This window comes from Microbacterium sp. SORGH_AS_0505, from assembly GCF_030818715.1.
Lineage (GTDB): Bacteria > Actinomycetota > Actinomycetes > Actinomycetales > Microbacteriaceae > Microbacterium.
Genome location: NZ_JAUTAT010000001.1, coordinates 861,892 through 874,867, shown reverse-complemented (window position 1 = coordinate 874,867; position 12,976 = coordinate 861,892). Strand labels below are relative to the sequence as shown.

Annotated in this window: 11 protein-coding genes; 7 read left to right on the top strand and 4 right to left on the bottom strand. The window is 71.5% G+C overall.

Annotated features, from left to right (window positions below; genetic code table 11):
* Both QE428_RS04265 and dcd read left to right on the top strand, forming a co-directional pair.
* The gene (locus QE428_RS04265) at nucleotides 1–2,025 is read left to right on the top strand and encodes a beta-galactosidase (protein WP_307463417.1); all 2,025 of its coding nucleotides are present in this window, start codon (nucleotides 1–3) and stop codon (nucleotides 2,023–2,025) included.
* Between the two features lie 91 nt (nucleotides 2,026–2,116).
* Entirely contained in the window at nucleotides 2,117–2,722 is a 606-nt protein-coding gene (gene dcd / locus QE428_RS04260) for a dCTP deaminase (protein ID WP_091357450.1), read from the top strand.
* 12 nt (nucleotides 2,723–2,734) lie between these two features.
* On the opposite strand, the gene QE428_RS04255 is transcribed toward dcd, so the two are convergent.
* Nucleotides 2,735–3,589: a helix-turn-helix transcriptional regulator gene (locus QE428_RS04255; protein WP_307463409.1), complete on the bottom strand. Its 855-nt coding sequence runs from the start codon at nucleotides 3,587–3,589 to the stop codon at nucleotides 2,735–2,737.
* Nucleotides 3,590–3,734: 145 nt separating this feature from the next.
* On the opposite strand from QE428_RS04255, the gene QE428_RS04250 reads away from it, so the two are divergent.
* On the top strand, nucleotides 3,735–4,589 hold the full coding sequence (locus QE428_RS04250; RefSeq protein WP_307463406.1) for an aldo/keto reductase: 855 nt from the start codon (nucleotides 3,735–3,737) through the stop codon (nucleotides 4,587–4,589).
* A 54-nt stretch (nucleotides 4,590–4,643) separates the two neighbouring features.
* Here QE428_RS04250 and QE428_RS04245 read toward each other — a convergent pair whose 3' ends face one another.
* Nucleotides 4,644–5,132 carry a hypothetical protein gene (locus QE428_RS04245; protein ID WP_307463402.1) on the bottom strand — a complete coding sequence of 163 codons (489 nt, stop codon included), beginning with the start codon at nucleotides 5,130–5,132 and terminating at the stop codon, nucleotides 4,644–4,646.
* A 144-nt stretch (nucleotides 5,133–5,276) separates the two neighbouring features.
* On the opposite strand from QE428_RS04245, the gene QE428_RS04240 reads away from it, so the two are divergent.
* Together QE428_RS04240 and QE428_RS04235 are read left to right on the top strand one after the other, a co-directional pair.
* Nucleotides 5,277–5,795, top strand: coding sequence for a MarR family winged helix-turn-helix transcriptional regulator (locus QE428_RS04240; RefSeq protein WP_307463399.1), 519 nt, complete (start codon nucleotides 5,277–5,279; stop codon nucleotides 5,793–5,795).
* 70 nt (nucleotides 5,796–5,865) lie between these two features.
* Entirely contained in the window at nucleotides 5,866–7,533 is a 1,668-nt protein-coding gene (locus QE428_RS04235; RefSeq protein WP_307463396.1) for a BCCT family transporter, read from the top strand.
* Nucleotides 7,534–7,549: 16 nt separating this feature from the next.
* Here the strand turns inward: QE428_RS04235 and QE428_RS04230 are convergent, their stop codons facing one another.
* Both QE428_RS04230 and QE428_RS04225 read right to left on the bottom strand, forming a co-directional pair.
* Entirely contained in the window at nucleotides 7,550–8,308 is a 759-nt protein-coding gene (locus QE428_RS04230; RefSeq protein ID WP_307463393.1) for a glucosamine-6-phosphate deaminase, read from the bottom strand.
* Nucleotides 8,309–8,362: 54 nt separating this feature from the next.
* Nucleotides 8,363–9,415 (bottom strand): ROK family protein, encoded by a 1,053-nt coding sequence (locus QE428_RS04225; protein WP_307463391.1) that lies wholly within the window; start codon nucleotides 9,413–9,415, stop codon nucleotides 8,363–8,365.
* 26 nt (nucleotides 9,416–9,441) lie between these two features.
* Between QE428_RS04225 and QE428_RS04220 the strand changes: the two genes are divergently transcribed.
* Together QE428_RS04220 and QE428_RS04215 are read left to right on the top strand one after the other, a co-directional pair.
* Entirely contained in the window at nucleotides 9,442–10,593 is a 1,152-nt protein-coding gene (locus QE428_RS04220; RefSeq protein WP_373457697.1) for an aldo/keto reductase, read from the top strand.
* Nucleotides 10,590–12,935 carry a glycoside hydrolase N-terminal domain-containing protein gene (locus tag QE428_RS04215; RefSeq protein WP_307463387.1) on the top strand — a complete coding sequence of 782 codons (2,346 nt, stop codon included), beginning with the start codon at nucleotides 10,590–10,592 and terminating at the stop codon, nucleotides 12,933–12,935. The genes QE428_RS04220 and QE428_RS04215 overlap by 4 nt, the downstream gene beginning before the upstream one ends.
* Nucleotides 12,936–12,976: the final 41 nt, after the last annotated feature.

Sequence of the window (12,976 nt, the reverse complement as noted above, 5' to 3'; positions counted from 1 at the left end):
GTGCAGAACTATCGCTGGGTGAAGGACGGCTCGCAGGAGCCCGGGACCATGCGCTACGGCGCCGACTACAACCCCGAGCAGTGGCCTCGCGAGGTGTGGGACGACGACATCCGGCTCATGCGCGAGGCGGGCGTGAACATCGTCTCGCTCGGCATCTTCTCGTGGGGCCTCCTCGAACCGCGTCCCGGCGAGTACGACTTCTCGTGGCTCGACGAGATCATCGAGCTGCTGCACGCGAACGGCATCGACGTGGACCTTGCGACCGCGACGGCCTCGCCGCCGTCGTGGATGGCCCGTCGGCATCCCGAGATCCTGCCGCAGACCGTCGACGGCACGATCCTCTGGCCTGGCGCCCGCCAGCACTGGCGGCCGACGTCACCCGTGTTCCGCGAGTACGCCCTGCGCCTCGTCCGCGCGCTCGCCGAGCGCTACGGCGACCACCCCGCCGTCGTCGCGTGGCACATCTCCAACGAACTCGGGTGCCACAACCTCTACGACTACTCCGATGACGCCGCGCGGGCGTTCCGCATCTGGCTCGAGGCCCGCTACGGAACGATCGAGGCCCTCAACGACGCGTGGGGCACGGCGTTCTGGTCGCAGCACTACGAGGAGTGGGACGAGATCCTGCCGCCGCGATCGGCGCCCACGATCCGCAACCCCGGGCAGCAGCTCGACTTCGAGCGCTTCTCGTCGGATGCCGTCCGCGACCACCTGCGCGCCGAGGCGGCCGTGCTCGCCGAGGTGACCCCCGGCATCCCGCGGACGACGAACTTCATGGTCGCGCAGAACGTCCGCGACATCGACTACCCGTCGTGGGTGGACGACGTCGACTTCGTCTCGAACGACCACTACCTGCGCCCCGGCGAGCTCGGCCGCGACGACCTTTCGTTCTGGGCGAACCTGACCGGCAACATCGCCGGCGGCCTGCCGTGGTTCCTCATGGAGCACGCGACGAGCGCGGTCAACTGGCGCGAGGTGAACCCGCCCAAGCGCTCCGGCGAGCTCGTGCGCGACGCCCTCACGCACGTCGGTCACGGCGCCGACGCGGTCTGCTACTTCCAGTGGCGGCAGTCGCGCGCCGGCGGCGAGCGGTACCACTCCGGCATGGTGCCCCACGCGGGCGAGAACAGCCGCGTGTTCCGTGATGTCGTCGCCCTGGGCGGAGCGCTCCGCGACCTGTCGTCGGTCACCGGTTCGCGTCGCGAGAAGGCGCGCGTCGCGATCGTCGTCGACTACGAGTCGTGGTGGGTCAGCGGGCGCGACGCGCACCCGTCGGACTCGCCCGCCTACGACGTCGAGACCCTCGCCTGGTACCGGGCCCTCCTCGACCTCGGCGTCCGCGCCGACGTCATCCCCGTCGGGGCGTCCTTCGACGGGTACGAGGTGCTCATCGCCCCGATGCTGCACGTCGTCCCCGACGCCCTGCGGACGCGCCTCGAGGTGTTCACGGATGCCGGTGGCCACCTCATCACGACGTATTTCTCGGGCATCGTCGACGAGAACGATCGCGTCTGGCTCGGCGGCTACCCGGGCGCACTGCGCGAGCTGCTCGGCGTCATGGTCGAGGAGTTCGTGCCGCTGCTGCCCGAGGAGCGCATCGCCCTCGCCTCGGGCGCCGTCGCGCACGGCTGGACCGAGCGCATCGTGCACGTCGGCGACGACGTCGAGGTGCTCGACACCTACGCCGACGGCGACCTCGCCGGCGCACCGGCGGTGACGCGGCGCAGTCTGCCCGCGGGCGGGTCGGCGACGTACGTGTCGGCCGATATCGGCCGCGACGGCGTCCGCGCGGTGCTCGCGGGGCTCGGTCTCGAGGCGCTCGCCGCGGACCCGCGGTCGGCGGACGGCCGGCTGGACGTCATCGAGCGCGGCGACGACGAGGCGCGCTACGTCTTCCTCTCCAACCGCACCGACGACGAGGTCGCGGCGCCGGTGGTCGGAGACGTGCTCGTCGGGGCGGCCGCGGCATCCGGTGTCGTCACGGTGCCGCCGCGGAGCGTGGTGGTCGTCCGCGTCGCGCGCTGAGGGTGCGATGCGCCGGGAGGCTGGCCGCGTGCTGCCTTCGGCGGACGGGAGGCTGGCCGCGTGCTGCCTGGTCGGCCAGTAGGCTGGCCGCGTGCTGCTCAGCGACCGCGACATCCGAGGCGAGATCGACGGAGGCCGTATCGGCCTCGACCCGTGGGACCCGGCGATGGTCCAGCCGTCGAGCGTCGACGTGCGGCTCGACCGGTACTTCCGGCTGTTCGACAACCACAAGTACCCGTTCATCGACCCGTCCGAGGACCAGCCCGAGCTGACGCGCCTCATCGAGGTCGCGCCCGACGAGCCGTTCATCCTGCATCCGGGGGAGTTCGCGCTCGGCGCGACCTTCGAGCAGATCACGCTGCCCGATGACGTCGCCGCGCGCCTCGAGGGCAAGAGCTCGCTCGGCCGCCTGGGACTCATCACCCACTCGACGGCGGGCTTCATCGACCCCGGCTTCTCGGGGCACGTGACGCTCGAGCTCGCGAACGTCGCGACCCTTCCCATCAAGCTGTGGCCGGGCATGAAGATCGGGCAGTTCTGCTTCTTCCGCCTGAGCTCGCCGGCCGAGAACCCCTACGGCACCGGCCCGTACAAGAACCGGTATCAGGGGCAGCGGGGGCCGACGGCATCCCGCTCGTTCCAGAACTTCCACCGCACCGACGTCGGGACGACCGACGCCGGTGCGAAGGGCAACTGACCGCGCTCGTCGTCAGGAGCGTGCGTCCGCGGCGCTCCAGCTCGCCAGCAGGCGCAGCCGGTCGGCGGTCTCCGATCCCGGTTCGGCGCCGTAGACGACGAAGTTCTGACCCGGGTCGGCAGGCAGGGGCATCGCTTCGAACGTGAGGTGGAGTTCGCCGACGACCGGATGCCGGATGCTCTTGATCCCGGCGTCGTGGGTGCGAACGTCGTGGGACCGCCACAGCTCGCCGAACTCGGGGCTGCGGCGGTTGAGCTCGTCGACGAGCTCTTCCAGCGCCCGATTGAGCGGGTCGGAACCGACCTCGCGTCGGAGATTCGCCACCAGGTTGGCGGCGGCGGTGTGCCAGTCGACGAAGAACTCCTTCGCGCCCGGCTCCAGGAACGTGTAGCGCGCGGTGTTCGGGATGCCGTCGGGCGCGGCGTCGTACAGCGGAGAGTAGACGGCCCGCCCCAGGGCGTTGGCGGCGACGAGGTTGCGCGCCGCGGTCGCGACGAACGCCGGTGACTCGCTCAGACCGTCCAGGATTCGCTGCACGGTGGGCCGGACGGTCGTCCGTTCGGGCTGCGCGGCGGGTCGGAGTGAGGCGGTGGTCCCGGTCAGATGGAACAGGTGATCCCGTTCGGTCGACGTGAGCTGCAACGCGCGGGCGACGGCGTCGAGGACCGAGGGGGAGACGACACCCACGGCGCCGCGCTCCAGCTTGGTGTAGTAGTCGACGCTCACCCCCGCGAGCATCGCGACCTCTTCGCGGCGGAGTCCCGCGACGCGGCGATTGCCGCCGTAGGCCGGCAGCTTCGCCTGCTCGGGTGTGATCCGTGCGCGCCGGGACACGAGGAACTCCCGCAGCTCGTTCTCGCCGTCCATGTTCCGAGGCTACGACGGAGCCCGCACCCGAGGGTGGTTCCGCGAGAGCCTGGCTCGCCCGACGCGACGGGCGTTCACTGGTGTTCGACGCCCGCCGGCCTGCTACTGGCCCCCCGCGCCGACGCGCGCGGCTGAAAGGAACACCATGGACACCACCCCCTCCGTGACTCTGAACACCGGGGCCGAGATGCCGCTGCTCGGCTTCGGCGTCTTCCAGATCCCCACCGACGACACCGAGCGCGCCGTGGCCGACGCCATCGCCGCCGGGTACCGGCTGATCGACACGGCTGCGAGCTACGGCAATGAGGAGGCGGTCGGTCGAGGCATCGCGGCCAGCGGCATCCCGCGTGAAGAGCTCTTCATCACCACCAAGCTCTGGATCCAGCGCCGCGGCGAGCAGGGCGCCCTCGACGCGATCGACGCGTCGATGGCGAAGCTCGGGCTCGACTACCTCGACCTGTACCTCATCCACCAGCCCTTCGGTGACTACTACGGGGGATGGCGAGCGATGCAGCGGATGCATGAAGTGGGGCGGATCCGCGCGATCGGCGTCTCGAACTTCGCACCCGACCGGCTCGTCGACCTCATCGAGTTCGGCGGGACCGTGCCGGCCGTGAACCAGATGGAGGTCAACCCGTTCCACCAGCAGGCCGATTTTCAGCGACTCCTCACCGAGGAGGATGTCGTCCTCGAGGCCTGGGCGCCCTTCGCCGAGGGGAGGAACGACCTCTTCGCGAACCCGGTGCTCACCGAGATCGGCGAGGCCCACGGCAAGACCCCTGCGCAGGTCGTGCTGCGCTGGCTGCTGCAGCGCGGCGTGGTGTCGCTGGCCAAGTCGGTGCGGCGCGAGCGGATGGCCGAGAATCTGAGCGTGCGGGACTTCGCACTGTCGGATGAGGAGATGCATCGCATCGCGGGCCTCGAGATCGGTCGGTCCCAGTTCTTCTCGCACGCCGACCCCGAGATGGTGCGGCGGCTCGCTGCGCGCGCGCACGACTGAGAGCGGCGGCACCCCCACCGCGCCGGTGTCGGTGCGGTGGGGGTGGGGTGGCGCTCAGTCGCGCTGCGCCTGCTCGTACCCGCGGGTGAAGCCGCGCTCGAAGGCCTCGGCGACGGCGGGATGCTGCGCGAAGCCGCGCCGCTCGCTGTGACCGTGCCGGTGGCCGCAGTCGCGACCGTGGTCGCCGTGCCGGTCGTGGTGGCCGAAGCCGTGGCCGCGGTGCGGACCGAAGCCGTCTCCGCGGAGCGGGCCGAAGTCGTGGCGCGGCCCGAAGCCGCGACGGTGGCGGCGTCCGGAACGGGGCGGCATCGGCTGCGAGTCGTCCCAGCCGAGTTCCCGCGCGATCGCGTCGAGCGAGCGGAGAAGGGTGTCGTAGTCGTCCTCGGAGACGGCGGCTGAGACCCGCGCCTGCACGGCGGCGACGATGTCGTCGCGCCGCGCCTCCGGCCCGGCCTGCGCGGCCTGCTCGTGGAGCTCGCGCGCCACGAGGCGGTGAACGAGCTTGAGGCGGTAACCGAGGGTGTCGTTGGATGTGGTGTTCATGAGGTGTCCTTCCGGGACGTCGTGTCACCGGCGGACGTTCCGCGATGACCATTGCATGTCAATGTGCAAGTACATGCAGTGTGACATGCATCTGCGGTGCATGTCAAGTGACATGGATGCCGTCGCTGCCGGTATCGTCGAGGCGTGACCGATCCCACCGGCGACCTCGACGCCCTCCTCGCCGCCTTCGCGCAGATGCGCGGACGCGGCGGACCGCATCGGCACCACCCGGGCGGACCGCACGCCCACGGCCCGCACTCGGACGGCGGCCCGCCGCCCTGGATGCGCGGCGAGCGCGGCTTCGGCCCCGGCGCGCGCCTCGCGAGCGCTCCCGCCCGCATCCGTCTGCTCGATGCACTGGTGCACGCCGAGCACCCGCTCTCGGTGAGCGAGATCGCCGACGCGGTCGGCGTCGACCAGCCGCGCGCATCGCGGCTCGTGCAACAGGCTGTCGAACTCGGGCTCGCCGCTCGTGAGGCAGACCCCGACGATGCGCGGCGCACGCGCATCGCACTGACTTCCGAGGGGCGCCGCCGTGCCGGGGACTTCCGAGGCGAGCGACGCGAGCGGCTCTCCCGCGCGCTGGCCGACTTCACGGACGAGGAGCGCGCGGAGCTCGTCCGGCTGCTCGGCAAGCTCGCGGCATCCTGGCCCCGCGAATGAGGCGCTAACCCGGCCGACCCCCGGAACGCAAGAAGGTGAGCGGATCCCCCTCCGTCAGTAGCCTGGCGGCATGTCCGACAGCGCCTCACCCTCAGAGACCGTCGCCCACCCACCCGCGTCGCGGGCGAAGGCCAGCGTGTGGGTGATCGCGCCGGCAGCCGTGGTCGCGGTCGTCTTCAGCGCGTTCGCGATCGCGCTTCCTGCCCAGGCCGAGGCGTTCTTCGGGACGATCCAGGGTGCGATCATCGACACCTTCAGCTGGTACTACGTCCTCATCACCGCCTTCTTCGTCGCCTTCTGCCTCTTCCTCGGGTTCAGTCGATTCGGCGACATCCGCCTCGGCAAGGATGACGACAAGCCCGAATTCTCGACGGGTGCCTGGTTCTCGCTCCTCTTCGCCGCGGGGATGGGGATCGGCCTCGTCTTCTACGGCGTGAGCGAACCGCTCAGCCACTTCGTGGACCCGAAGCCCGGCGTCGAGGGCACGTCCGCGCAGCTCGCACAGTCGGCGCTGACGCAGACCTACCTGCACTGGGGCGTTCAGGCGTGGGCCGTCTACGTGGTCGTCGGCATCGCCCTCGCGTACGCGATCCACCGCCGCGGACGCCCGCTGTCGATCCGGTGGGCGCTCGAGCCCATCCTCGGTCGGCGTGTGCGCGGCGGTTGGGGCAACGCCATCGACGCCATCGCCCTCGTCGGCACGCTGTTCGGCGTCGCGACGAGCCTCGGTCTGGGAGTGCTGCAGATCAGCTCCGGCCTCGACAGCGCGGGGATCATCAAGGATCCCAGCCTGCTCGTGCAGGTCATCATCATCGCCGTCATCACGACCGCCGTACTCTTCTCGGTGCTCTCGGGCGTGACACGCGGCATGAAGTGGCTGTCCTCCTTGAACCTGATCCTCGCGGGGCTCCTGCTCCTGTTCGTCCTCTTCACGAACGACACGTTCTACCTGCTGCGCGAGTGGGTTCAGTCGATCGGCGCGTACCTGCAGAACTTCGTCGGCCTGAGCTTCAGCGTCAGCGCATTCCAGGGCGCTGAGGGCCAGGCCTGGCAGGCGACGTGGACGTCGTTCTACTGGGGCTGGTGGATCTCGTGGGCGCCCTTCGTCGGCATCTTCATCGCCCGCGTCAGCCGTGGCCGCACGGTGCGCGAATTCGTCATGGGAGTGCTCATCGTGCCGACGCTCGTCGGTGTGCTCTGGTTCGCGGTCCTCGGTGGCTCCGCGATCAAGCTCCAGCTCGATGAGCCGGGCGTGATGACGCAGGCCGACGGATCGGTGAACGTCGAAGGCGCGCTGTTCCAACTGTTCGAACACCTGCCCGCACCGCTGCTGCTCACCATCGGCGCTCTCATCCTCATCGCGTTGTTCTTCGTCACCTCGGCGGACTCGGGTGCGCTCGTCATGGGCATGATCGCAACGGGCGGCGACCCCGAGCCGAGCAAGCCCGTGCGCACGCTCTTCACTCTCATCACCGCGCTCCTCGCGATCGCGCTCCTCATCGCGGGCGGGCTGACGGCGCTGCAGACGGCGGCCATCATCATCGCCCTGCCGTTCAGCATCGTGATGCTGCTCATCTGCTGGTCGACCGTCGTCGCGTTCCAGCGCGAGAGAGGCATCTACGAGAAGGCCGAGCGGGCGCAGTTGCTCGATCACATCGGGGAGCACTACGGCCTCGAGGTCGAGTCCGAGAACGAGCGCGGCATCCGACTGCCCTGGGGACGGAAGCGGGCCGACTGACCGGCTTCCGCTGCAGTCACCGGCCGGCGTCGACGGGGAGCGAGGCGGAGCTGAGCCTCGACGCGGCCGCGGCGTCGAGGACGAGCGTGACGCGGTCGTGGCGCTGCAGGAAGGATGCCGGGAGCTCCGCGGTCTGCGGACCCTCGACAGCGCGCGCCACGGCGTCGGCCTTCGACTCACCCCACGCGATGAGGACGACCTCGCGCGACTCGAGGATCGTCCCGATGCCCTGCGTCAACGCTCGGGTCGGAACGAGGCCGGCGTCGCCGTCGAAGAAGCGGCTGTTGTCGGCGACGGTCCGCGGAGCCAGGTCGACGACGCGTGTGCGGGAGTCGGGGGCGGAGCCGGGCTCGTTGAACCCGATGTGCCCGTTCGCCCCGATGCCGAGGATCTGCAGGTCGACGCCACCCGCCGCGGCGATCGCCGCCTCGTAACGCGCCGCTGCGTCGACGGGGTCGGCGGAGACTCCCTCGGGGACGTGCACGCGGGAGGGGTCGAGGCCAAGGGGGCCGATCACCTCGCGGGCGATGACGGAATGGTAGCTCTCGGGGTGGTCGACCGGCAGGCCGACGTACTCGTCGAGCGCGAACGCCGTCGCGCGCGCGAGGTCGAGGCCGGCCTGCACGCGGTCGGCGAGCGCCCGGTAGAGCGGCTGCGGGCTCGATCCGGTCGCGACGCCGAGCACGGGTGCGGGGCGATCGCCGAGGGACGAAGCGATCACCGCGGCTGCGGCGACACCGGCGCCGGTGGCGTCGGGGGAGAGCAGAATTCTCACGAGAGCGCCTTTCGGAGAGAGGGGGCGAGCACGCCGAGGCTCGGGTACCGGATCTCAGGCAAGGTAGACCGCCCCCTGCACGTGATCGATGGTGAGCTGGCCGATGCCCACGAGGGCTGCGTCCTCGCCGAGCGCCCCGACGACCAGGGCGGGAGGGCGGGGGATCCGCCCCGCCAGGCGCTCCGTGACACCGTCGATGAGCCGGTCGGTGCGCCGCGGCAGGCGTCCGGCGAGGATCACGACGCGGCAGTCGAGGATCACGGCGAGCGCGGCGACCGACATCGCGATGTGGTCGAGCAGTCGCTCCGCGCGGGCGTCGTCGCCCTGATCGAGAACCGCCATCGTCGAAGCGTCGTCGACCGTTGCGGCGCCGAGCGCGAGCACGCGCGTCTCGAGGTCGCCGCCCGTGCCGTGGTCCTGCGCGAACGCCGCCGGATCGGTGATGAGGTAGCCGATCTCGCCCGCGGCGGAGCCCGCTCCGCGCACGAGGCGGTCGCCCGAGACGATCCCGGCGCCCACGCCGACCCCGAAGACGAGCGCCGCGAGGTCTCCGGTGCCCTGCCCGGCGCCGCGGGTCCACTCGCCGATCGTGACCGCGTTGGCATCGTTCTCGACGATGACGGGGAGCCCCGTGCGCCGGTGCATCAGGTCGCGGACGGCGACGCCGTGCCAGTCGAGCTCGACCGAGTCGCTGACGGTCCCGTCCGGGTCGACGACGCCGGGAACCGACATTCCGATGCCCTGTGCGGGGGTCCCGAGCTCGGCGGCCGTGCGGATGAGCCCGTCCGCGAGCCGGCCGATGCCCTCGAGGCGAGAGGATGCCGACGGCATCCCGTCCTCGCCGCGGAGGGATTCGCGGGCCTCGTGGCGGATGTCGCCGTTCAGGTCGATGAGCGCTCCGCGGGCGACGGTGGCGGTGACGTCGAGGGCGCCGACGGTGCGCGCCTCACCGAGCGGCCGGTAGCGGTGCGTCGGGCGACCGACGCCACCGGAGTCGCGCTCGACGGCGAGGAGCCCGTCGGCGACCATCCGTGCGCACAGGCGGTGGACCGTCGCCGAGGCGAGCCCCGGTCGCTTCGATGAGCTCCGCGCGGGTGAGAGCGCCACCCGCCTGCAGGGCGTCGAGGATCGCGGTGCGGTTGATGCGGGTGACGTCGGCGTTGGTCGCCGTGCCCTTGCTCGCCGCGCGTTCGCCGCTCATCATTCCCCTGACGCCCTTTTCGTCTTACTCTGAGATAAAAGCAGACGGATGCCGCTCCCGCAAGACCGCCGGCGCCGTCCCCGACATCGGAGCAGCCGTGGCCCCCACCTCCTCTTCGCCCACCGCGTCCCTGCGCCGCGCCGGTCGGTTCGGCCTCGGGGCCGCGCCGCTCGGGAACCTGTTCCAGGAGATCGACGACGCCGAGGCCGCGGCGATCATCGACGGCGCCTGGGACAGCGGCATCCGTGTCTTCGACACCGCTCCCCACTACGGACTCGGCCTCAGCGAGCTGCGCCTCGGCGCCGCGCTCGCCCGCCGACCGCGCGACGAGTTCGTCCTCTCGACGAAGGTCGGACGGCTACTCGAACCCGACCCGAGCGGTGCCGGGCGCCTCGACGACGAGGGGTTCGTGGTCGAGGCGACGAGGCGGCGCCGGTGGGACTTCTCGGCCGACGGTGCGCGCCGATCGCTCGAGTCCTCACTCGAGCGGCTCGGGATGGACCGGGTCGACATCGTGCACCTGCACGACCCCGAGGGCCGCGTCGACGAGGCGATCGACGGCGCCCTCCCCGCCCTCGTCGCGCTGCGAGAGGCGGGTGTCATCTCCGCCGTCGGCGTCGGGTCCAAGGACACCGCCACCCTCACCCGCATCATCGAGACCGGCATGGTCGACGTCGCCATGGTCGCGGGGCGGTACACGCTCCTCGAGCAGCCCGCCGCCGACGACGTCCTGCCCGCCGCGCTCGCCCACGGGGTCGACATCATCGCCGTCGGCGTCTACAACTCGGGGCTCCTCGCGACCCCGCATCCGGATCCCGCCGCGCCCTATGAATACGGCTCTGCGCCCGAAGCCGTCTATCGTCGAGCTGTACGTCTTGCGGACGCGTGCGCGGCGCGTGGAGTGCCGTTGCCCGTCGCCGCCCTGCACTTTCCGCTGCGGCATCCGGCTGTGGTGAACGTGACGGTGGGACTCGGCGGGGCGTCGCACGTGGCGCAGACAGCCGGATACGTCAGCGAGCCGCCGACCGAGGAGTTCTGGCGCGGTCTCGAAGAGGAGGGCCTGGTGCCCGAAGGAGAACGATGACCGAGCACGTCCTGTGGTACCGCCGACCCGCGGAGACCTGGAACGAGGCCCTGCCCCTCGGCAACGGTGCGCTGGGAGCCATGTGCTTCGGCGGTGCGACCGACGCGCTCCTGCGTCTGAACGACGAGACCCTCTGGTCGGGGAGCCCCGCGAGCGAACTCGCCGCGCCCGTCGTCACCGCCGACGAGGCCCGCGAGGCGCTCGCCGAGGCCCGTGCCGCCGTCGCCGACGGGCGTGAAGAGGATGCCGACCGTCACGTCCGCCGTCTGCAGCACCGCCACGCGCAGTCGTTCCTCCCGTTCGCCGACCTGCGCCTGCGCATCGACGGCGCGACCCCGGACCAGGTCGAGGACTACCGCCGCGAGCTCGATCTGGCCACGGCGACCCACGTCGCCGCCGGCACGCGCGCCGGGGCGGCGCTGAGCCACCGCACATGGATCAGCGCTCCGCACGGGGTGCTCGTCCACGAGCTCGAGAGCGACGAGCCGATCGACGTCCGCGTCGAGCTCGAGACGCAGCTGCGCGAGCTCGGCCGCGTCGAGATCGACACCGCGACGACTCTGCTCGTGCAGGCACCCTCCGACGTGACGCCCCCGCACGACGTGGTCGACGAGCCAGTGGTGTACGAGGACGACGCCGTCTCGGTGCGCGGAGCCCTGCACGCCCGCATCGTCACCGACGGCACCCCGGTCCGCGGCGGCCGCGTGCTGCGCGCGACCCGCGTGACCGTCGTGCTCGCGACCGCCACGACCTTCACCGGGATGGGACGGATGCCGGCCGGCACCGAGCGTGCCGCGGCCCGCCGCGCGACCGAGCTCGTCGACGCCGCGATCGCCGCGGGGCTCGACGAGGTGCGGGCGGCGCAGCTCGTCGATCACGCGGCGCTCTACGACCGGGCCGAGCTCGCGCTCGGCGCCGCGCCCGACCCCGAACGCGACACGGCCGAGCGCCTGCGCGACCTCGCGGACGACGGCGCCGTCGACATCGGCCGCGACCCGGGGCTCGCTGCGCTCCTCTTCCACTACGGCCGCTACCTGCTGATCTCGTCGTCTCGTCCCGGCGGGCTTCCCGCGACGCTGCAGGGCATCTGGAACCAGGACCTCCGCCCCGGCTGGAGCTCGAACTACACGACGAACATCAACGTCGAGATGAACTACTGGGGCGCCCATACCGCCAACCTCAGCGAGACCGAGGAACCGCTCCTCGACCTCATCGAGGCGCTCGCCGACAGCGGCGCCGAGACCGCGCGTCGGCTGTACGACGCCCCCGGCTGGGTCGCCCACCACAACACGGATGCCTGGGGCTACACCCAGCCCGTCGGTGACGGTGTGCACGATCCCTCCTGGGCGTTCTGGCCGATGGCGGGCTTCTGGCTCTGCCTGCACCTCGCCGAGCGCGACGCGTTCGGTGTCGCCGACGAGTTCGAGCGGCGCCGTGCGTTCCGTCTGCTGCGAGGCGCGACCGCCTTCGCCCTCGCGTGGATGACACGCGCCGAGTCGGGCGAGCGGGGCACCGCGCTGTCGACGTCGCCCGAGAACACGTTCCGCACCCGAGACGGCGGTTCGGCTGCCGTCGCCGAGTCGGCCACGCTCGACATCGTGCTGCTGCGGGCGCACCTCGACGAGTTCGTGCGCCTCGCACACCTTCTGGGGCAGGAGGACGATCCGCTCGTGGCCCGGGCGCAGGACGCCCGTGCCGGCCTGCCCGAGATCCCGATCGAGGACGGCTCGATCGCCGAGTGGCCCGGTGGCCGGGAAGCCGTCGATCCCCACCACCGGCACCTGTCGCCCCTCGTGTTCGCGTACCCGGGGACCGAAGCCCTCACGCCCGAGCTTGCGGCCGCGGCATCCCGCTTCCTCGACCTTCGCGAGGACGAGTCGACCGGATGGTCGCTCGCGTGGAAGATCGCCCTGCGCGCCCGGCTCGGTCAGGAGGATCGCGTCGCGGACCTGCTCGCGCTCGTGTTCCGTGACATGTCGGTCGCCCGCGGCGGCCACTCCGGCGGCCTCTACGACAACCTGCTCGCCGCGCACCCGCCGTTCCAGATCGACGGCAACCTCGGCTACGTCGCCGGCCTCGCCGAGTGCCTCATCCACTCGCACGGCGACGCGATCGGGCTGTTGCCGTCGTGGCCGTCGGCGCTCGGAGCGGGTTCGGTGCGCGGTCTCGTGGCGCGTCCCGGTGTCGAGATCGACCTCGCGTGGGACGACGCCGGCGCCGTGACCTCCGCCCGCGCACGTGCCCGGGTTGCGTCGGCGCACGGCGCGCGCACCTTCCGGGTGGGCGACCGCGAGATCGAGGCGACGATCGACGATGCGTGGAGCGTCCTCATCGGCGAGTGATCGCCTTCGCACAGCGCGTGTCGGGAATGCGCGCGTGACGG

Bases quoted from the DNA above. Each gene is read 5' to 3' on its own strand.
- QE428_RS04245 (WP_307463402.1), bottom strand. From the start codon at position 5,132: ATGAACACCACATCCAACGACACCCTCGGTTACCGCCTCAAGCTCGTT.
- QE428_RS04215 (WP_307463387.1), top strand. From the start codon at position 10,590: ATGACCGAGCACGTCCTGTGGTACCGCCGACCCGCGGAGACCTGGAAC.
- QE428_RS04235 (WP_307463396.1), top strand. From the start codon at position 5,866: ATGTCCGACAGCGCCTCACCCTCAGAGACCGTCGCCCACCCACCCGCG.
- QE428_RS04255 (WP_307463409.1), bottom strand. From the start codon at position 3,589: ATGGACGGCGAGAACGAGCTGCGGGAGTTCCTCGTGTCCCGGCGCGCA.
- QE428_RS04250 (WP_307463406.1), top strand. From the start codon at position 3,735: ATGGACACCACCCCCTCCGTGACTCTGAACACCGGGGCCGAGATGCCG.